The 19,380-nt window shown below is 69.4% G+C and carries 16 protein-coding genes and 1 pseudogene; 3 read left to right on the plus strand and 14 right to left on the minus strand.

Features of this window, described 5'->3' with window-relative positions; genetic code table 11:
- From FDO69_RS26290 to FDO69_RS26335, 10 genes are all read right to left on the minus strand, one after another.
- Positions 1-645: aldehyde dehydrogenase family protein (locus FDO69_RS26290; protein WP_138430193.1), on the minus strand; the 645-nt coding region annotated here is incomplete at its 3' end.
- 394 nt (positions 646-1,039) lie between these two features.
- The gene (locus FDO69_RS26295; protein ID WP_234388109.1) at positions 1,040-1,882 is read right to left on the minus strand and encodes an ABC transporter permease; all 843 of its coding nucleotides are present in this window, start codon (positions 1,880-1,882) and stop codon (positions 1,040-1,042) included.
- A complete protein-coding gene (locus FDO69_RS26300) occupies positions 1,879-2,748 on the minus strand; it encodes an ABC transporter permease (protein ID WP_234388110.1) in 870 nt (289 codons plus the stop codon). Before FDO69_RS26300 ends, FDO69_RS26295 begins: the two co-directional genes overlap by 4 nt.
- Before the next feature lie 40 nt (positions 2,749-2,788).
- Positions 2,789-3,955, minus strand: a complete 1,167-nt coding sequence (locus tag FDO69_RS26305) for an ABC transporter ATP-binding protein (protein ID WP_234388111.1) — start codon at positions 3,953-3,955, stop codon at positions 2,789-2,791.
- Positions 3,948-5,039 (minus strand): ABC transporter substrate-binding protein, encoded by a 1,092-nt coding sequence (locus FDO69_RS26310; RefSeq protein WP_167526688.1) that lies wholly within the window; start codon positions 5,037-5,039, stop codon positions 3,948-3,950. Before FDO69_RS26310 ends, FDO69_RS26305 begins: the two co-directional genes overlap by 8 nt.
- A 372-nt stretch (positions 5,040-5,411) precedes the next feature.
- The gene (locus tag FDO69_RS26315; protein ID WP_234388112.1) at positions 5,412-6,098 is read right to left on the minus strand and encodes a haloacid dehalogenase type II; all 687 of its coding nucleotides are present in this window, start codon (positions 6,096-6,098) and stop codon (positions 5,412-5,414) included.
- Between the two features lie 49 nt (positions 6,099-6,147).
- Complete coding sequence (locus FDO69_RS26320) at positions 6,148-7,230, minus strand: phosphotransferase (RefSeq protein ID WP_199838319.1); 1,083 nt, start codon at positions 7,228-7,230, stop codon at positions 6,148-6,150.
- Positions 7,231-7,253: 23 nt separating this feature from the next.
- Entirely contained in the window at positions 7,254-8,603 is a 1,350-nt protein-coding gene (locus FDO69_RS26325) for an aspartate aminotransferase family protein (RefSeq protein ID WP_104782344.1), read from the minus strand.
- Positions 8,604-9,053: 450 nt separating this feature from the next.
- A complete protein-coding gene (locus FDO69_RS26330; RefSeq protein WP_104782345.1) occupies positions 9,054-11,942 on the minus strand; it encodes an FAD-binding and (Fe-S)-binding domain-containing protein in 2,889 nt (962 codons plus the stop codon).
- A 16-nt stretch (positions 11,943-11,958) separates the two neighbouring features.
- On the minus strand, positions 11,959-13,236 hold the full coding sequence (locus tag FDO69_RS26335; protein ID WP_104782346.1) for an NAD(P)/FAD-dependent oxidoreductase: 1,278 nt from the start codon (positions 13,234-13,236) through the stop codon (positions 11,959-11,961).
- 609 nt (positions 13,237-13,845) lie between these two features.
- On the opposite strand from FDO69_RS26335, the gene FDO69_RS26340 reads away from it, so the two are divergent.
- On the plus strand, positions 13,846-15,015 hold the full coding sequence (locus FDO69_RS26340; RefSeq protein WP_104782347.1) for an ROK family transcriptional regulator: 1,170 nt from the start codon (positions 13,846-13,848) through the stop codon (positions 15,013-15,015).
- 51 nt (positions 15,016-15,066) lie between these two features.
- Here FDO69_RS26340 and FDO69_RS26345 read toward each other — a convergent pair whose 3' ends face one another.
- Positions 15,067-16,098 (minus strand): saccharopine dehydrogenase family protein, encoded by a 1,032-nt coding sequence (locus FDO69_RS26345; RefSeq protein ID WP_104782348.1) that lies wholly within the window; start codon positions 16,096-16,098, stop codon positions 15,067-15,069.
- A gap of 101 nt (positions 16,099-16,199) precedes the next feature.
- On the opposite strand from FDO69_RS26345, the gene FDO69_RS26350 reads away from it, so the two are divergent.
- Positions 16,200-17,144, plus strand: coding sequence for a helix-turn-helix domain-containing protein (locus tag FDO69_RS26350; protein WP_104782349.1), 945 nt, complete (start codon positions 16,200-16,202; stop codon positions 17,142-17,144).
- 12 nt (positions 17,145-17,156) lie between these two features.
- On the opposite strand, the gene FDO69_RS26355 is transcribed toward FDO69_RS26350, so the two are convergent.
- Positions 17,157-17,816: a maltokinase N-terminal cap-like domain-containing protein gene (locus FDO69_RS26355; protein ID WP_104782350.1), complete on the minus strand. Its 660-nt coding sequence runs from the start codon at positions 17,814-17,816 to the stop codon at positions 17,157-17,159.
- Between the two features lie 153 nt (positions 17,817-17,969).
- On the opposite strand from FDO69_RS26355, the gene FDO69_RS26360 reads away from it, so the two are divergent.
- Positions 17,970-18,590 (plus strand): dihydrofolate reductase family protein, encoded by a 621-nt coding sequence (locus FDO69_RS26360; protein WP_104782351.1) that lies wholly within the window; start codon positions 17,970-17,972, stop codon positions 18,588-18,590.
- Here FDO69_RS26360 and FDO69_RS41630 read toward each other — a convergent pair.
- The gene (locus tag FDO69_RS41630; RefSeq protein ID WP_199838328.1) at positions 18,572-18,844 is read right to left on the minus strand and encodes a hypothetical protein; all 273 of its coding nucleotides are present in this window, start codon (positions 18,842-18,844) and stop codon (positions 18,572-18,574) included. The two genes, FDO69_RS26360 and FDO69_RS41630, sit on opposite strands and share 19 nt — an antisense overlap.
- Positions 18,842-19,375: pseudogene (locus FDO69_RS26365) on the minus strand (sigma-70 family RNA polymerase sigma factor); the annotation flags it as partial. The gene FDO69_RS41630 and the pseudogene FDO69_RS26365, both read right to left, overlap by 3 nt.
- Positions 19,376-19,380 lie beyond the last annotated feature (5 nt).

Consider the following 19,380-nt stretch of genomic DNA (forward strand, 5'->3'; position numbering starts at 1 on the left):
GACACCGGCGGCGTCGGTGGTGGTGACGATGTTCAGCACACCCTCGGGCAGGCCGGCTTCCTTCAAGATCGCGGCGAGGGCGAGGCTGGTCAGGGGCGTCTGCGGGGCGGGTTTGAGGACGATGGTGCAGCCGGCGGCGATGGCGGGGCCGATTTTGCGGGTGCCCATGGCCAGGGGGAAGTTCCACGGGGTGATCAGCAGGCAGGGGCCGACCGGCTGACGGGTGACCAGGAGACGGTTCCTGCCGTCCGGCGCGGTCATCAGGCCGCCGTCGACACGGACGGCCTCCTCGGAGAACCAGCGGAAGAACTCCGCTCCGTAGGCGACCTCGGCACGCGCCTCGGCCAGGGGCTTGCCCATCTCCAGCGTCATCAGCAGCGCGAGGTCCTCGGTGCGCGCGATGATCAGGTCGTAGGCGCGGCGCAGGATCTCGCTGCGCGCCCGGGGCGCGGTGGCGGCCCAGGCCGGCTGGGCGGCGACCGCGGCCTCGACGGCGCGCTGTCCGTCGGCCGGTGAGGCGTCGGCGACCCGGCAGAGCTCTTCGCCGGTGGCCGGGTTGTCGACCGGCAGGGTCCGGCCGGACTCCGCGTCCTGCCAGCCACCACCGATGAACAGCTGCTTGGGAACATCACGGACGACAGTCATGGTCATGGCTGACTTCTCCTCGGAATCTGAGAACAGACGGGTCCTGCGGACGTATGACCGCTGGTGGGTGACGATTGCGGGGAAAGCGAGCGGGGAGGGGAGCACCATCGCGGCACTGCCAGGGGGAAGCACGGGGCCCTCGGGGGAGGGGGGCAGGGCCCCGTGCTTCACGGACGGAGGTGCATCACGTCCGGTTGGTGGGCACCACACCTGCGACCGGGCGGCAGCAGGTGTGGGCCGTTGTGAAGGTGGAGGCGGGATGCGTCCGTCGATGGGTCCTTGCATCCACCTTGTCCGGGGGGCGGGGTCGGGCACCGGGGGAGGGATGCCCGCCCCCCCGCCGGCTCAGCAGCCCAGCCACTTGGGCAGCCTGAGACGGGAAGGGCTTTGCCGGTCAGGTGAGGGGTTCGACGGGCAGTACGCCGCCCTGCTGGTTGCGGTGGCCGCCGAGTTTGCGGACGAGGGCGACCAGGGCGAGGGCGAGGATCGCCAGGGCGATGAGGACGGCGCTGACGGCGGTGACGGTCGGGTCGACGTCGAACTGGAGGGCGTTGAAGACCAGGACCGGCAGGGTGCGTGTGTCGGGGGTGGACAGGAACTGGGCGATGAAGAACTCGTCGAAGCTGGTGATGAAGGAGAACACCGCCGCGGCGATGAGGCCGGGGGTGGCCAGGGGGAAGGTGATGCGCCGGGCGATGGTCATACGGCCGGCGCCCATGCTGGCGGCGGCGTCTTCGAGGCGCTCGTCGATGCCTTTGAGGGTGGAGATCATGATGAGGATGGCGATGGGTGCGGCGAGCACGGTGTGCCCGAGGGCGATCGCCAGGGGGCTGCCGAGCATGCCGGCGGGTTCGAAGAACAGGAACAGGCCGAGCGCGATGACCACTTGGGGGATGAGCATGGGGGCCAGGACGAGGCCGTAGACGGCTGCGTGCAGGGGCAGGCGGCCGCGGGCCAGGGCCGTCGCAGCAGTCACTCCCAGGACCAGGGAGAACACCGTGGTCAGGGAGGCGACCAGGCTGGACAGGGCGATGGAGGTGGCCCAGTTGCCGCCGGGTGCGGCCATCTGCTCGTACCAGCGGGTGCTGTAGTGCTCGGGCGGGAAGGTGCCGATGCCGTCGGTGCCGAAGGAGGTGACCAGGATGATGACGATGGGCATCGCCAGGAAGAGCAGGATCGCGGTGGCGCTCAGGGCGCGGCCGACGTGTCCGGCCCGGGTGGCGGGCAGTTCCATCATGAGCTGCTCCTTCGTGCGGCTGTCTTCTTGCGGCGCAGCTTGGCCAGGCCGAGCACGCCCAGGCCGGCGAAGGTGAGCAGGAGGAGGATGACGCCGAAGGCGGCGGCGGAGTTCCACTGGTCCTGTTTCATGACCTGCTGGTCGATCAACGCTGCGACGACGGTCTGCTTGTCACCGCCCATGAGGGCCGGGGTGATGTAGTAGCCCAGGCACAGGATGAAGCTGAGCAGCCCGGCCGTGCCGATCCCGGGAGCTACGAGCGGCAGGTAGATCCGGGTGAAGATCGTGAAGCGGGAGGCGCCGAACCCGGCGGCCGCTGCCAGCAGCCGGCCGTCGACACCGCGCATCACCCCCTGCAGCACGAGGACGGTGTAGGGGAGCATCACCGAGGTGGTGCCGATGACGACGCCGGTCTCGTTGTAGAGCAGCGAGTACGGGGCGCCGGGCAGGTGCACGGACGTGGCCAGGCTGTTGATCAGGCCGTGTTCGCCGAGCATGATGATCCACCCGTAGGTGCGCACCAGGGCGCTGATGAAGTGCGGTACGACCACGATCAGCATCGCCAGCGCGGCGAACACCGGCCGCATCCGGGCGATGGCGTGCGCCAGCACGAAACCCACCAGCAGACTCAGCACCGCCGTCTCCGCCGAGATGCGCAGGGTGGAGACCAGGACGGAGAGGTTCGCGCCGCTGAGGGCGTCGGCGTACCAGTGGAGCGTGAAGGCGCCGTTGTCGCCCTTCAGGCTCAGGGAGAGCACCCCGATGATCGGGTAGACGAACAACACCAGCAGGAACACCGTGACGGGGACGGCGTTGACCAGGGCGATGCGGGAACGGTGCCCGCGCATCGCGGACGTTGTCTTCACACGCACCTTGCCGGGTGCGAGAGCGGTGCCTGCCACAGGCTCACCCCCCGTCCGACTCGTCGAAGACACTGACGTCCTCACGATCAGCCGTCACACACACCCGCTCGCCTATCCGGGGCGGGGCTGCGGCGGTTTCGATGCGCAACGGCGCCGTGCCGGGAGCCGCACCGTCCAGACGGACGGTGATCCGGGTCAGTGAGCCGACATAGACGGCCGTCTCGACGGTGCCGGAACAGCAGCTCTCCTCGGCACTGACCAGGCGCAGCTTGCCCGGGCGGACCGCCGCCCGCACCCGCTGACCCGGGGCGCACGGGTGCGCGCGGGCTTTCAGCACACCGCCCGTGTCCAGGCGGACCGGGGTGGATCCGTCTGCGGTGGACTCCTCGACCTTGCCGGTGAGGAAGTTCGCGGCGCCGAGGAAGTCGGCGACGAACGGGGTGCGGGGGTGTTCGAACAGGCCGCGGGGGGTGTCGAACTGCTCGATGCGGCCGTCCTTCATGATGGCGATGCGGTCCGACAGGACCAGGGCTTCCTCCTGGTCGTGCGTCACATAGATGACGGTCAGGCCCAGTTCCCGCTGGATGGACTTGATCTCGGTCTGCATCTGGTCGCGCAGCTTCTTGTCCAGCGCGCCCAGCGGCTCGTCCATCAGCACGATCGGCGGGCGGTAGACCAGCACGCGGCACAGGGCGACGCGCTGCTGCTGGCCGCCGGACAGTTCACGGGGCTTGCGGCCGGCGAACTTCGACAGTCCGGCCGCCTCCAGGGTCTCCCCGACCCGGCGACGGATCTCCGCCTTCGGCACACCGCGCAGAGTGAGCGGGAACGCGACGTTTTCCTCGACCGTCATGTGCGGGAAGAGCAGGTACTGCTGGAAGACGAAACCGAAGTCGCGCTTGCCGGGGTTGAGTTCGGTGATGTCCCGGCCGTCGACGGCGATGGTTCCGGAGTCGGGCTCGGTGAAACCGGCCAGCATCATCAGCGTGGTCGTCTTGCCGGAACCGGAGGAGCCGAGGAAGGTGACGAACTCACCCGCCGCGATGTCCATGTCCACGCCGTCGACCACCGTCGTCCCGCTGTAGGACTTCCGCAGCCCCCTCACCGACAACGACTTGCCCGTCGGCGCGTTGGACTGCGGCGCCAGGACGGCGGCGAGTTCGTCAGCAGACAGCCTGCCGGTGTTGATCGTGTGGGTCCGCTCAGGCATCCGCCCACTCCTGCCAGCGCTTGGTGACGGCGTCACGGTTCTTGTCCCACCAGGCCACATCGGCGTCGAACCCGATCTTGAGGTTCTGAGGCGAGGTCGGCAGGGCGGCCAGGACGTCTTCGGAGAGCAGCTTGATGGCGCCGGGGACGACCGGGCCGCCGGGGTAGAGCTTGGCGAAGGCGGCCTGCACCTCGGGGCGCAGCGAGAAGTCGATCAGCTTGTAGGCCGCGTCGGTGTTGTCCGCGCCCTTGGGGATGCCCCAGCCGTTGGTCAGGCGGCGCGCGCCGTTCCACTGGTAGGCGACCGGCATGCCCTGCTTGATCAGCTCGTCCGCGCGACCGCCGTACAGGCTGGTGGCGACGACCTCCTTGCGGCCGAGCAGGACGGCGGGCAGAGCACCGGTGTTCCAGAACTTCTTCACCCCGCCACGGATCCGCGACATCGACTTGAAGGCGCGGTCCACGTCCAGCGGGTACAGCTTGTCCAGCGGGACACCGTCGGCGAGCAGCGCGAACTCCAGCTCCGGGATGTCGACCTCGGCGCTTTGCAGGGAGCGCGGACCGGTGAAGGAGTGCGTGTTCCAGAAGTCCCCCCAGCTCTTCGGGGCGCGCTTCAGGCTGTCCGTGCGGTAGGCCATCAGACTGCACCACACGTTCTTGCCGACCGCGTGCTCCGGCAGCTGGTGCTCCGGGATGCCGGCGCCCTTGACGCTCTTGAGGCGGTCGTGGTCCATCGCCTCCAGACACTCCAGGCGGGCCATTTTCTGGAAGACGAGCAGCGAGTTGTCCATCAGGTCGACCTGCGGACGACCCTGCTTGACCTGGGCGATGACCTGAGCCGACTGGTAGTTGACCGTGGTGACCGTGATACCGGTCTCCTTGGTGAACGGCTCGTAGATCGCCTTGGCCAGCGCGTCGTTGTACGCGCCACCGCTGTTGCTGACGACCAGCCGCTTCTTGCCACCGCCCGAGCCGCGGCTTTCGCTGCTGCCCATGAGGGTGCCGCAGCCGGTCACCGCGGTGGCGGCTGCCAGAGCGCCTGCGGTGCGGAGGATGGTTCTGCGTCCTATCCGGTTGCCTTCCATGGCGGTGCCTCCTGGAGATCGCTGGGGAGAAGGGAATCGAGATGCGGGGACGTACTGGATGGGGGCGTACGGCTGCCGCTGAGGGGGGATTTGGGCGCCGACAATCGGCGGCGGGAAACGCCGGGCTCTGAGGCCTACCGAGCGAGACCCGGGGGGAAGAGAAGAAGGAGAAATGTGCGGTGTGATGCCGCACCGTAGCAATGCCGAGGCAATCATCGCGACGTTCGTCTCTATCGATCTGATTACCGTCGTGTCCGCGGTGCTTCAAAAGCGATGAGCGGGGCATGCTGGGCTTTCATCCCGCACGGCAGTCAGAATCGTGAGGCGACACCCAATGCGGTGGTGCCGTGCGGGGCTGAAGCGAGCTGTGTGTCAGATGCCGAGCATGGTGTTGAGCTCGTCGAGGGACTTCACGGTCACGTAGTCGTAACCGTGGGTCACCGGGTCGTAGCCGCGGTCCAGGAGGATCAGGTTGCGGAAGCCCATGTCGTGCATCGGCATCAGGTCGTAGCGGGTGTGCGAGGAGACGTGCACGAAGTCCTCGGGGGATGCGTCGAGCTGGTCGAGCATGTACTCGAAGGCGGCGTAGCGGGGCTTGTAGTAGCCGGCCTGCTCCGCGGTGTAGACCGCGTGGAAGTCGGCGCCGAGCTTGGGCACGCTCCCCTCGAGGAAGGAGTTGTCCGCGTTGGAGAGGATGACGAGCTTGTACTTCTCGCCCATCTTCTTCAGCGGCTCGGGAACGTCGGCGTGCGGGCCCCAGCTGCGGACGCCGTCGGCGAAGCGCTTGCCGGCGTCCGGGGCGACCTTCAGGCCCCAGCGCTTGCAGACCCGCTCGAAGGAGTCGTGCAGCACCTGCTCGTAGGAGTAGTACTCGCCGCGGATCTGGTCGTAGCGGTAGCCGCGGAACTCCTTGACGAACTGGTCCCACTGCTCGGCGGGGATCTGGTCGCCGACGAGCTCACGCGTGATCGGTGTGATCTGGTAATTGATCAGCGTGCCGTAACAGTCGAACGACACGTACTTCGGCCGGAACTGCAGCGAGGGAATTTTGTTGCTCACGAGGGAGCTCCGATCTTTCTCTTGCCGATTCGATAGGGTGTTTGGCTTTTCAGGAATGCCCGATGTGGGACTCCCTGAGGCGCGTGATGACGTCGTCCTTGCTTGCGCCCAAGGCGAGATCGATGTTGGTCCAGTCGTCCTTGGCGTGGGCGAGGAGATAGTCGCGCCGTTCGGGGGCGCGCTCCGCCCGCCAGTTGGTGAGGAGGGCGCGCAGGGTGAGTCGTGCCAGCGCGGCGACCGGGAGCAGAGCGAGTTCCGAGGCCTTGACCGGCCGCTGCCGCTGGTAGCCGGCGGCGAAGGCGCACGCGTCCCGCCAGGGGTCGACCGGCGTCCTGCCGAGCAGGTTCGCCATGGGCACGGCGGGATCGAAGATCACGGCGCTGCGCACGGTGTCGCCGAAGTCGATGACGCCGGTGACGAAGTGATCGTCGCTCTTCGGATCCACCACGACGTTGTAGGGGCTGAAGTCGCCGTGGATCACCTGGGTCTCGAGATCACCCAGCCTGGGGACGACAGCGTCGTCGAAGCGTCTGAAGACGGCTTCGGCCATCCGGCGGTGCTCGGGGGTCGGTGTGTACTCGACCAGGCCGGTCAGCCGGTGGAAGTGCCGGATGTCCCAGACCAGGCCACGTCGGTCAGCGGGGTGTGTGAACGCCTTCAGCGCCTCGTCGACCCGCCCCAGCATCTCGCCCGCCTTGGCCAGCTGCTCGACGTCCGGACTCGTCTGCGCCATGACCGGACCCGCGACGAACTCGAACACCCGCAGGATCCGGATTCTGCCGTCGTTGAGCCGGATGGCCACGCTGTCGTCGCCGTCCACGGTCGGCTTCACCCGCTGGACCGGCAGCTGTGGGGCGGAGCGCTCGAGGAAGCGCATCACGGCGGTCTGGAGATCGACGACCGCTTCCGCCTCGTCGGGCGGGGAGACCTTCACGAGGTGGTCGCTCGTGTCGGTCCGGAGCCTGAACGTGTCGTCCTTCTCGGTCGCCAGTCGCCCGAGACGTCCGTTGAGGCCGAAGTGCTTCTCGAGGAAGATGCTCACCAGCACCACGTCGATGGGCTCGTGGGACGACGTCAGGCCGCTCTCCTCGAAGAGGCGTCGAGCAAAATCGGCAGCCGGTGAGGTGTTCACGGGCAATCCCTTCAGACAGCCTGCTACAGACGGTTTTTCGCGACCTCGGCGAAGGTCTCCAGGAAGCGGGTCACGTCGGCGGAGTCGAAGGCCAGCGGAGGGCGGATCTTCAGAGTGTTCGCCGACTTGCCCGTGCCGTTGATGAGAATCCGGCGATCGCGCATGTCGTTGATGACGTCTTCGGTCAGCAGGCGGTCCGGCTCAAGGGTGTCCCGGTCCTTCACGATCTCCACGCCGACGTACAGACCGGCGCCGCGGATCTCGGCGACGAAGGGAGAATCCTCGGTGATCTCCCGCAGCCCCGCGCGCAGTGCGTTGCCGCTCTCCAGGACGCGCTGCTGCACGTTCTCCCGCTCCAGCACGTCCAGCACCGCGGCGCCGGCGGCCAGCGGGATGGAGCTGCCACCGAAGGTGTTGAAGTAGCGGACGTTGCGTCCGAACTCCTCGCTGACCTCGGGGCGGAAGACCACGCCCGAGATCGGCATTCCGTTGCCCATCGGCTTGCCCATGGTGACGATGTCCGGCAGCACGCCGTGGCGGGTGAAGCCCCACATCGACTCCCCGAGCCGGGCGAATCCGGACTGGACCTCGTCCGCGATGTAGACTCCGCCGGCCGCGTGCACCTCCTCGACCACGCCCTGCATGTAGTCGACGGGGTCCGTGAAGATGCCGTCGCTGGTGTAGGCGCAGTCGGTGATCAGGGCCGCGAGCCGGTAGCCGTGGCGCTCGAGGTCGTCGATCGCGGCGCGTACCTGCTGCCGCATGTGCTCGGCGAGCGTGGTCCCCGGGGCGGCGAGACGCGGGTCCGGCGGGTCGATGAGCCGAACGTTCGGGCCGAGCGGTGAGCCCGCGCCCAGGTGCGGCGAGAAGCTCGCCACCTCGCGGGTGATGCCGTGGTAGGCCCAGCGGGTGACGATGATGCCCTCGCCGCCCGTGTGGAAGCGCGCCACCCGTACCGCGAGGTCGTTCGCCTCCGACCCGCTGCACGCGATGCTCAGCTTCGACAGTTCCTCGGGGAAGGTCGCCAGGAGCCGCTCCGCGTAGTCGACCAGGGCTTCCTGGACGTAGCGGGTGTTGGTGTTGACCCTTGTCATCTGGCGGGCGACGGCCTCGGCCACGTGCGGGTGGGCGTGCCCGACGCACGGGACGTTGTTGTAGGCGTCGAGGTAGTCGTTGCCGTCCCGGTCGATCAGGTGGGCCCCGTGACCGGAGACGAACTCGACCGGCTCCTTGTAGATCAGTGTGTAGCCAGGACCCAGAACCTTCTCGCGGCGCTGAATGGTCTCCCGGAGGTGTTCGGGGAGTTCGCTCAGTACCCCCGGATCGAACCGGTTGGGGTAGTTGGCGATCGCCCGACTAAGCGTCGAAGTCATCTGCAGGCACACCTTCAGTCGTGTTCTTCGAGGTTTGCTCGCTGCTGTGGCTGAGACCATACCATCGTTCGTTCCAGTTCCAACCTGAAACTAGAAACTTTTTGGGCCGGAATCCGGAGGGGTTTTCAAGGGCCTGTGCAGCGGTCGGCGCGGGGGCTTGTCAAGCCCGGTCTCGGGCTGCCCGAAGAACGCTGAGCCCCTGGCCAAGGCCCTGATGGGCCGTTGCCTGCGCCCGGTCAGGGGGGAGGGGGGAGCCGGGCGCGGGACGGTCCGCGCGGTGCGCATCCTGGCGATCACCGCCCCGTCCACGGCCACGTCCCGTCGACGTCGTCGGCCTCGCCCTCAAGGCCCGCCGCATGGCTGACTCGGGCAGCCCGAAGATTTTCGACAGCTCTCCGACGGTGACCTACCGGTGTTCGGCCACAGCCTCCGGGACGCGCAGCGACCCGGTCACGGTGTTGGGTCCCATCCGGGCGCTCCTGGCTGTTCAGGAGCGGGGTCGAGGAGTTCGGCGAGGTGCAGTGCGCGGATGTCCTGGTCGCCGGCGAGGTGGTCGATCTGGGTGGCGCAGCTGAAGCCGTCGGCGACGACGGGTTGTCCGTCGAGTCGGTCGAGGCGGGGCTTGAGGGCGAGGTCGGCGACGGCGATGGAGGTGTCGTAGTGCTCGGCTTCGAAGCCGAAGTTGCCGGCGAGTCCGCAGCAGCCCTCGGCCTCGTCCACCGTGCGCACGCCCAGGCGGCGCAGGAGGTCGGCGGGGCGGCGGTCCTTGAAGGTGGCGTACTCGTGGCAGTGGGTCTGGAGCACGACGGTCTCGGGCAGGGGCGGCGGAGTCCAGGTGTCTTCGGCGAGGTCGGTCAGCGCACCGGTGAAGGTATGGACGCGGTCCGCCACCCGTCGGGCTGCACGAGTGCCCAGCAGTTCGGGCATGTCGCGTTTGAGGGCGGCGGCGCAGCTGGGTTCGGCCACGATGACGGGGCGGGTGTCGCCGTTGTCCAGGGCGGTCACCGTGCGGGCCATGATCTGGCGGGCGACGGAGAGTTGGCCGGTGCTGACCCAGGTCAGTCCACAGCACAGGTCGTCCTGCGGCGTGCAGGGGATGCCGGCGTCGGCGAGCACGCGGCCGGCCGCCCCGGCGATCTGGGGGCGGAAGGCGCGGGTGAAGCTGTCGACGAAGAGGATCGCCTTCGCGGGCCCTGAAGGCTTCGCCCTGCGGAGGATTCTGCGTAGAGCGCGCCGGGAGGCGAAAGCGGGGATCCTGCGCTGGGTGGTCACACCGCCCAGGCGGGCCAGAAGCGTGCCGAGCGGTCCGCGCAGCAGGGCGTTGACGGGGCGGGCGGCGTATCCGGCCAGGGCCGAGGTGAGCGGCAGCCAGCCCAGGGAGTAGTGGGAGCGGGGGCGCAGGCGGCCCTTGTAGTGCTGGTGGAGGAACTCGGCCTTGTAGGTGGCCATGTCGACCCCGACCGGGCAGTCACTGGAGCACGCCTTGCACGACAGACACAAGTCCAGCGCGTCGCGTACTTCGGTCGAGCGCCAGCCGTCCGTGACGGCCTCGCCGCGGACCATCTCCTGGAGCATGCGGGCCCGGCCTCGGGTGGAGGCGTTCTCCTCGCCGGTGGCCCGGTAGCTGGGGCACATCACCCCGCCCGTATCGCTGCGACAGCGGCCGACCCCTACGCAGCGGCGCACGGCACCGGCGAAGCCGTCCTCGTCATGGGGGAAGCCGAACGTCGTGTCCACCAGGGGCAGTTCACGCAGCGCCAGGTCGGCGTCCAACGGTGCAGGGTCGATGATGACGCCGGGGTTGAGCAGCCCGTCCGGGTCGAAGACCTGCTTGAAGGCGGCGAACGCGGCGATCATCCGGTGGCTGTACATCACCTCCAGCAGCTCACTGCGGGCGCGCCCGTCACCGTGCTCGCCAGAGATGGTGCCGCCGTGCTCGACGACCAGGGCGGCGGCCTCGGTCAGGAAGCGGCGCATGACCTCTCGGCCGGTGTCACTCGCCATGTCGAAGTCGATGCGTACGTGCACACACCCCGCGCCGAAGTGCCCGTACAGCACACCGGTCAGCTGGTGGGAGGCGAGCAGCTTGCGGAACCCGCGCAGGTAGGCGGCCAGGTCCTCCGGTGCGACGGCCGCGTCCTCCCAACCGGGCCAGGACTCCCCGCCATCCACCAACCGGGCCGCGAGCCCGGCCCCGTCCTCACGTACCCGCCACAGCGAGCGCCGCTCGGCCGGGCTCTCCACCACCCGGCCACCGGTCAACCGTCCACGGGTCTTGAGCGTACGCAGCAGCTCTTCAGCCCGGGCGTTCACCGATGCGATGTCGTCGCCTTCGAGCTCGACATACAGCCAGGCCCGTCCCTCGGGCAGGCCGGTGACGGAATCGGCTCCGCGGCGGGCCCGCATCGTGGCGACGATCGCCTCGTCCATGCCCTCCACCGCACTCGGCGAGAAGCGCAGGATCTCCGGCACGTCCTCGGCCGCGGCGACCACATCGTCGTAGCCCAGCGTGAGCAGGGTGGAGGCCTGTGCGGTCGCCGCCAGGCGGACCGTCGCGGCGGTGACGACCGCACAGGTGCCTTCAGAACCCACCAGAGCACGCGCCATGTCGAAGCCGTTCTCCGGCAGCAGATGATGGAGCTGGTAACCCGAGACCTGCCGCGGGATACGCCCCAACTCGGTCCGGATCGGCGCCAGATTCTCCTCGACCAGACGCCTCAGGTCCGCCTCCAGGCGCGCGACCGGTCCGGCATCCCCCGGATCCAGCGGATGCAGCCCGCGGTGATCGGCGACGGCCCGCACACCGTCCGCCGTCACGACCTCCAGCGCCACCACATGCCCGCTGGTCCGCCCGTCGCGCACCGACCGGTTCCCGCACGCGTCGTTGCCGATCATCCCGCCCAGCGTGCACCGGCTGTGCGAGGAGGGATCCGGGCCGAAATCCAGACCATGCAGGGCGGTCGCGCTCCGCAGCACATCCAGTACCACCCCCGTCTCGACCCGCGCGGTGCGCGCCACGGGATCGATGTCCAGGATCCGGTTCATGTACCGGGAGAAATCCAGCACCACACCCGGCCCGACGGCGTTGCCCGCCATGCTCGTGCCGCCGCCCCGGGCGGTGACCGGCACCCCCGCCTCACGGCAGGCCCGCAACACGCCGACCACATCCTCGGCGGACCGCGGGAAAGCCACTGCCTGTGGCGGCACACGGTAGTTGGAGGCGTCGTAGGCGTAGGGGCCGGTGGCCCCCGGGCCGGTCTCCACCCGCAGGCCGGGTGCGAACTCGGCGACACGGGCCACAAGACCCGCCAGGTCGCGGGAGGCAGGCGTACTCAGCATCTCGGTGGCCCCACGCCTACTTGATGACGTCCATGAACTTGTAGAACCCGCCGGCGAACGGCAGGAACCAGGGAGGACCGAAGTGTCCCGGGATCCGCTTGAAGGGCAGGTCGCTCCAAGGGTTGGCGTCCGTGGTCCCGTTCATGTACTCGGCCATCACCTTGCCCATGTGCGTCGCCATCTGGACGCCGTGGCCTGAGTAGCCGAGCGAGTAGAACAGTCCGTCCTGTTCGCCGGCGTGCACCATCCGGTCCATGCTCATGTCGACCAGGCCGCCCCAGCAGTAGTCGACGCGTGTCTGCGAGAGCTGCGGGAAGACCTCGGTCATCCCCTTGTGCAGGATGCGCCCGCTCTTCGCGTCCGACTGCTGGTTGGACCCGGCGAACCGGGCGCGGCCACCGAACAGCAGCCGGTGGTCCGGGGTGATCCGGAAGTAGTTGAGGAGGTTCAGGGACGTCGACGCCATCCGCCGGTTCGGCAGGAGCTGGTTGCAGACGTCCTCGCCCAGCGGTTCCGTCACGATGATGAAGCTGCCGACGGGCGCGATCCTGACCTGGTGCCAGCGGAAGGGCCTGCTGGTGTAGCCACTGGTCGCCACGAGCACCTGGTCGGCCTCGACGGTGCCGCGTGGAGTGACCAGCCGGTGCTTCGTGCCACTCAGCCTGTCGACCGTCTGGACCGGTGCCTTCTCGTGGATGGTGACGCCGAGCCGTGCGGCCGCCTCGGCGAGGCCCTTGGTGAACTTGCCGACGTGCAGTCCCGCGCTTCGCGCGTCGACCATGCCGCCGTGGTAACAGTCGGCGCCGATCTCGGTGTGGAGCTCGCCCTTGGATATCAGCCGGGTCTCGATGCCGAGCTTGCCGGACATGATCTCGTGGGTCTTGCGCAGGCCGTCGTAGTGGGCCGGCTTGGACGCCAGGTTGAGCTTGCCGGTGCGGGCGAAGTCGCAGTCGATGTTCTCTTCCTTGACGAGGGTCTCGATGGTGTCGACCGCGTCGTGGTAGGCCAGAAGGTACGCCTTCGCCGTGTCGAACCCGTAGCGCGAGACCGCGGAGCGGAAGCCGATCGACATGCCCAGGGTGGCCATGCCGCCGTTGCGACCCGAGGCTCCGAAACCGACCGTGTCCTTCTCGAAGACGTGGACGTTCGCGCCCTTGCGAGCCAGGTGCAGTGCCGCCGAGAGGCCGGTCAGGCCGGCCCCGATGATCGCCACGTCGACCCGGCCGCCGATCTGGGTCCGGGACCGGTCCGGCCCCTGGGGCGCGGTGTCGAGCCAGTAAGGGGTGAACTTCATGTCGCTGCTCTCTCTCCTGCCGGTGCCTTCAGCCGCTCTGAACGCACGTGAGCCAGGCCCATTCGAGGTCCGCCGTAAGAGGAATGCTCGCTGCTGCGCTCAGACCATACCACCTTTCGTTCCAGTTCCAGCCTGAAACGAGGAACTTCCTGGTGGGCGCTGGGGGAGGGTGTGGAGAGCAGGCCGCGGGCGGAAAAACCGCTGATCGTGAGTGGTACGCTCGCCGAATGCGGTCAAGTCGCCCTGGGAGCAGGGCGATCGGTCGGGAGTCGTCGAGGACGCTCCGGCCGCTGACCGCCGAGGGGTCCACCGTCTGATCGATGCTCGCTGCAATCAGTCAGTTGGTCGTCGACCCCCGGGTCCGGGTCCGGAGCGCCCTGCGGCGATTTCCGGACCGGAGCGGCTCCGGGGACCCTTCGGAGTGCATGACAGATGAACCCAGAACCGTCCGGCAACGCGGAAGACGTGGGCGGGAGCTGCCAGGAGCGTGACCGGGCGACAGAACCGGGCACACGGGAGCAGCCTCGCGTCTCCGCATCGAAGCCCACGATCATCACGCCCAGGCCGGTCCCGGCAGGATCGGCGTACCGGGCTCGCTATGGTCATCATGTGACTTCTCATCCCACCCCCCGCGACTACAACAAGGCGTCGGTCCTCGACGTCGTCCTCTCCCACGCGCCCCTCACCCGGAACCAGCTCATCGAGTTGACGGGCCTGAGCAAGGCCACGGTGTCCCGGGCGGTGGAGGAACTCCGGGCCGACGGCTTCGTCGTCGACGGCGGGATGGACGAGGTCACCGGCCGCGGCCGCCGCTCCACCTATCTCGACCTGCCCGGCACGACCGGGCACGTCGTCGGTATCAGCTTCGGTGCGCAGACCACCGGTGTGCTGGTGACGGACCTGAGGGGCCGGGAAGTCCAGCAGCTGACGGTCCCCACCGCCGATCACCAGGAGGTCGGGGACGCCGCGCGCTGGCTGGTCGACCTGATCGCTCGGGCCGCGGAATCCGCGCAGGGCCCGTTGCGCCAGATCGTCGCCGCGGTGCCCGGCCGGGTCCGCAACGGCACGGAGGTCTTCGGCCCCGCGGAGTCGATGAAGATCTTCGCGGGCTCCGACCTCCACTCGGCCATCGAGAACCTGGTCGACGCCCCCGTGCTCCTCGACAGCGACGCCAACGCGTCCCTGCTCGGGATCCTGACGAACGACGCCAGCATCAGGAACGCCGCGCTGTTCAGCGTCAGCACGATACTGAACTTCGCCAGTTGCACGGATCACGAGCTCGCCCGGGGGAGTACACCCACCTTCGGAGACATCGGCGTGCTCTCGTCCGGCGTAGGCGACGAGATTCTCGACGAGTTGCTGAGCACCAGGGGTCTTCTCCGGTTCGCGCGCAAACGAGGGCTCGATGTGGAGCGCATCGAGGACCTCTGGCTGGAGCCGCACCCCGGGGCTCCCCGCGCCCAGGTGCTCGAAGCGTTCACCACGGCGATCGTGACCGCGGTCAGTGTCGTCGCCGTGACACTGGACCCCGAGTCCGTCTATCTCGTGGGCCGCTTGCGTCCTCTCGTCGACGAGGTGCTTCCCGAGGTGCGGAACCGGCTGGAGCACAGCCTTCCGGCGGTCCCGGAGATCAGGACGGTGCCCCACATGATCGGTCAGTCGACGGCACAGGGAGCGGTGTACGCCTGCCTGACGATGGCTCAGGAGCGGCTGCGGGACGCGGTACTCGGGGCACGGCGCCAGAACCAGCCCGCCGAGCAGTCGGCGCCTGCCTTCTGAGCCGGGCCGAAGGCGAGGCACACCACCGCGCCCCCGACCGATCGTCGGCCTCTACCGAAGCAGCTGTACGGAGAGGTGCGAGGACAGCGCACCGAGGAAGTCGGCCGCGTCGAAGATCTCGCCTGCGGAGACGACACCGACCGTCCTGGTCTGACCGGTGAGGATGCGGTGCACCGCCTCCACGGCGAGCGGCGCCGTGATGGCGTAGATGTCCTGGCCCCGTGCCACGGCGCGCCGTTCGGCGCCGCCGGAGCGCACGACGACGTCGACGAGGAAGGTCTGCGCGGACCGGCCGTGCTCGTCGACCGCGGCCGGCGTCGGCGTGCCCGGGGCCACCACGTCCCGGGCCGCGTCGGCCGTCATGTGGGTGCGCACGTCGGGGATGGACAGGTGGCTGGGGATGGTGACGACGTCGGCCATCGTGAACTCCCCGATGACCGCCCGGGATCCCAGCGGCTCCGGGAAGGGCCACTGGAAGATCGTCGCCTCGTCGTGGCGGTAGTCCAGCCTCCCGTTCCGGTACACGACCCGCGCACCGCCCCGCCGCTGCCGGGAGACCGTACCCGCGGCCCGCGTCCCGTCCGTGGGCTGCCAGTCGCTCAGCGCGTAGGCGACGTGCGCCTCGTCGGCCGAGGTCCAGTCGCCCATCGCCGCGGTGGCCAGCAGGTCGCCGAGGCCGCCGAAGAAGGCCATCGCCGGGACGATGACCGCTCCCGCGGCGCGGGCGCGGTCCGCGAAGTGCGCGAACGTGTCCGCGTTCGCCTCGATCTCGGCCGCCACGTCGACGTACGGGACGCCGGCGCGCAGGGCCGCCTCGATCACGGGCGCCGCGGTCGTGGCGAACGGCCCCGCGGAGTTGACCACCGCCTCCGCACCGGCCAGCGCACGGTCGAGCGACTCCGGATCGTCGACCGACGCGGGCCGCACCTCGAGACCCGGGTGCGACGCCGCCAGCGCCTTCAGCTTGACCTCGTCGCGGCCGGAGAGAACCGGCACGAACCCCCGCCGGAGCAGTTCCGCCACCACGAACCGCCCCGTGTGCCCGTACGCACCGAACACCGTCACAACCCGACCCGCTCCCATGAGCTCTCCCCTGTGCTCGAACGATCAACTGAGACCATCCTGGCGGAGCTGAGCATCCGATCGTGAGTGTCTGGAACGACACGCCCCATACAATTACGGACATGACCACTGTCGCGCTCGCCGCCACCGACGGGATGCTGCACTTCGAACTGTCCCTGGCACACGAGGTGTTCGCCGCCGCTCCGGCCGGGGTGACGGCCCCCTGGTACGACCTCACCGTCTGCGGACCCACCGCCGTACAGGTCGGCCGGTTCAGGCTGGAGCCCGATGCCGGGCTCGACCGGCTTCGGCAGGCCGACACCGTGATCGTCCCCGGCTGGGCTGACCTCGACGAGGAACCACCGGCGCAACTGGTCGACGCGGTGCGCGACGCCCATGAGGCGGGCGCACGCGTGGCCTCCCTGTGCACCGGCGCGTTCGTACTGGCAGCGGCAGGGCTTCTCGACGGGCGGCGCGCCACCACGCACTGGGCGCACACTGAGGCCCTGGCCGCCCGTCACCCGCGGGTGGAGGTCGATCCGGACGTGCTCTACGTGGACAACGGCAGCGTGCTCACCTCCGCCGGCAAGGCCGCCGCCCTGGACTTGTGCCTGCACCTCGTCCGTCTCGACCTCGGCTCGTCGGTCGCCAACGCCGTCGCCCGCCGCCTGGTCGTGCCACCACACCGGGCGGGCGGCCAGGCCCAGTTCGTCACCGCCCCGGTGCCCGAGCAGGACGACCACCCGCTCGCCGCCCTGTTCCCCTGGATCATCGAACGGCTCGACCAGCCACTGACCGTGGAGGACCTGGCCCGCCGGGCGGGGATGAGCTCCCGTCACCTGGGCCGCCACTTCAGGGCGGTGACCGGCACGACCCCCCTTCAGTGGCTGCTGACCCAGCGGATCCGGCACGCCCAGGAACTGCTGGAGAAGACCGACGACGGAGTCGACACCATCGCGGCGGCCACCGGCATGGGGACCGCCACGACACTGCGCCGCCACTTCAACCGCACGGTCGGCGTGCCCCCGGACGCCTACCGCAGGACGTTCCGCTCACGGGCGTTCTGATCGCGGAGGAAGCTACGCCCGGCCGGCGCCGTACAGGACGGCGAACACCCCCGCGGTGCGGGTGCCCTCCGGCGTCTCCCAGGTGCCGCTGACGTGGCCCACGGCTCCCCGCGGAGGGAGGATCCGGCCGTCCGAAGCCGGCTGAAGGACGCGGTGCAGACGAAGGGTCGTGCCCTGCGGCGTGGTCAGCGCGGTGCCCTCCTCGTCGTCGGTCGCGGTGAAGTCCTTGGAGAAGTGCCCTTCACCGGTGCAGGAGGCGATGACCTCGTGCGCGGGGGTGTCGCTGACGTTCTGGTCCTGGGCCTGCGCCCGCCCCTCGATCAGGGCCGCCAACCGGTCGGCCAGCACCGGGTCATGGCAACCGTCGTAGGCCCAGCGCTGCCCCAGCACACCGTGCTCCATCGTGCCGACCAGAGTGTGCTCCGCCCCTTCGAGCGGCGCGCCGCGATAGGTGAGGGGCACCAGGTACGCCACCGGCTGAGGACCGGAGGCGTCGGTGACCACCATGAACTCCATCCCCACCTCGCCCTGCGGATCGTCGAGCCGGAAGCCGCCCGCCTTCGTCAACGCCGGTTCGCCGGCGCCACCCCGGTACCACGGACGGGACGGCAGCCAGGACGTGAGCAGTTCCAGCTTGGTCGGCTTCAGGGTGGTGCGGTGGATGACGGCCATGCCGAAGGGTCCCTTCCCACGAGTCATACGGGCGATCACACTTTCGCATCCGCGTGGCGTCGGCACAGCTATGGCAGACGGCAGTCCGTGCGCGTAGGTTCCGGAACCTGCCGCCGAGTTTCCGATACCGAACGCCACGCGGAGGAGAAGACCATGACCACGCCGACGAGCAGGGTGATCTGCGACATCACGATCTCGGCCGACGGGTACTCGGCAGGGCTCGACCAGACCGAGGAGCGTCCGTTCGGAGACGACGGCGGTGACGGCTCGGGCGCCGGGCTGCACGCCTGGATGTTCGACACACCCGACGAGAACCGGGTCGAGATCGACCGGCTGAACACGGCCGGGGCGTTCATCATGGGGCGCAACATGTTCGGCCCGGTACGGGGCGCTTGGGATCGCCGCTGGAACGGCTGGTGGGGTGGCGATCCGCCGTTCCATGCGCCGGTGTTCGTACTGACCCACCACGCGCGCGAGCCGCAGCCGATGGACGGCGGCACCACGTACCACTTCGTCACCGACGGCATCGTGTCCGCCCTGGACATGGCGCGCACGGCCGCCGGCGGTGTCGATGTCACCGTCCTCGGCGGCGCGACCACGATCAACCAGTACCTCGCCGCCGGCCTGATCGACGAGCTGCGGCTGCACATCGCGCCCCTCACCCTCGGCGCCGGCACGCGGCTGTTCGAGGGCGTCCCGCCGCTGGAACTGGAGCAGTTGACGGCACGGGCAGCGAGCCGGGTGACGCACGTGACCTACCGCGTGTCGACCTGAGCGCTCGGGAGGCCGGAGAAGATCACCCCCGGGTGGGACGGCGCCTCGTTCAGCACCCACAGCCCGATCAGTGTGGCCAGTGCGAACACGACGGTGATGAGCACGGCAAGGACCAGCCGGCGGCGGCGTACGCGGCGCAGCCACTCACCGCGTGCCGTGCGGTAGGCGTCCGGCGCGGCTTGCACCCCGCCGGCCGGCGCGGCCAGGGCCTCGGCCAGCTCCCGTTCCGTGCGGTCCGGGTCGGTGTGGTTCATCGCCCGGGTCAGCGCGGCGAGGCCGCGCGCGGTGTGCGTCTTCACCGAACCGGAGGAGATGCCCATCGCGGCGGCGACCTCGCCCTCGTTCAGCCCGAGCCAGTGCCGCAGCACCAGCGCCTCGCACTGCCGGGCCGGCAGGTGTTGCAGCGCGTCGATCAGGACGCGCTGGTCGTCACGGAGCAGCGCGGCGCCCTCGGTGGAGACGACCGTCTCCTCGGGCGGGTTCTTCACGTGCTTGCGGGGGACCTGGAGGTGCCGGATGCGCATCCGGGTCAGATTGCACACCGTGGAGCGCAGATACGCCTCCGCCGCCTCGGTGTCCCTCGGCCGACGCCACTTCCGGTAGATCTGGTAGTACGCCTCGGCCACCACGTTCTCCGGGTCGTCCGCGCCCAGCAGCACGGCCAGGCGCAGCATCGAGGCGTGGTGCAGCTCGAAGAGCCCCGCGAGTCCGGCCTCGCGCTCCAGCTCCGCCGGGTCGGCCGGCGCGGGCGTCAGCGCCTCGACGTCGGGTTCCGGCACGGGGATCGGGT

It is taken from the genome of Streptomyces tibetensis (genome assembly GCF_007655005.1).
In the GTDB taxonomy this organism is placed as follows: Bacteria; Actinomycetota; Actinomycetes; order Streptomycetales; family Streptomycetaceae; genus Streptomyces; species Streptomyces tibetensis.

Bases quoted from the DNA above. Each gene is read 5' to 3' on its own strand.
- FDO69_RS26335 (WP_104782346.1), bottom strand. From the start codon at position 13,236: ATGAAGTTCACCCCTTACTGGCTCGACACCGCGCCCCAGGGGCCGGAC.
- FDO69_RS26330 (WP_104782345.1), bottom strand. From the start codon at position 11,942: ATGCTGAGTACGCCTGCCTCCCGCGACCTGGCGGGTCTTGTGGCCCGT.
- FDO69_RS41630 (WP_199838328.1), bottom strand. From the start codon at position 18,844: ATGAACCACACCGACCCGGACCGCACGGAACGGGAGCTGGCCGAGGCC.
- FDO69_RS26305 (WP_234388111.1), bottom strand. From the start codon at position 3,955: ATGCCTGAGCGGACCCACACGATCAACACCGGCAGGCTGTCTGCTGAC.
- FDO69_RS26295 (WP_234388109.1), bottom strand. From the start codon at position 1,882: ATGATGGAACTGCCCGCCACCCGGGCCGGACACGTCGGCCGCGCCCTG.
- FDO69_RS26355 (WP_104782350.1), bottom strand. From the start codon at position 17,816: ATGGCCGTCATCCACCGCACCACCCTGAAGCCGACCAAGCTGGAACTG.
- FDO69_RS26310 (WP_167526688.1), bottom strand. From the start codon at position 5,039: ATGGAAGGCAACCGGATAGGACGCAGAACCATCCTCCGCACCGCAGGC.
- FDO69_RS26350 (WP_104782349.1), top strand. From the start codon at position 16,200: ATGACCACTGTCGCGCTCGCCGCCACCGACGGGATGCTGCACTTCGAA.
- FDO69_RS26325 (WP_104782344.1), bottom strand. From the start codon at position 8,603: ATGACTTCGACGCTTAGTCGGGCGATCGCCAACTACCCCAACCGGTTC.
- FDO69_RS26345 (WP_104782348.1), bottom strand. From the start codon at position 16,098: ATGGGAGCGGGTCGGGTTGTGACGGTGTTCGGTGCGTACGGGCACACG.
- FDO69_RS26360 (WP_104782351.1), top strand. From the start codon at position 17,970: ATGACCACGCCGACGAGCAGGGTGATCTGCGACATCACGATCTCGGCC.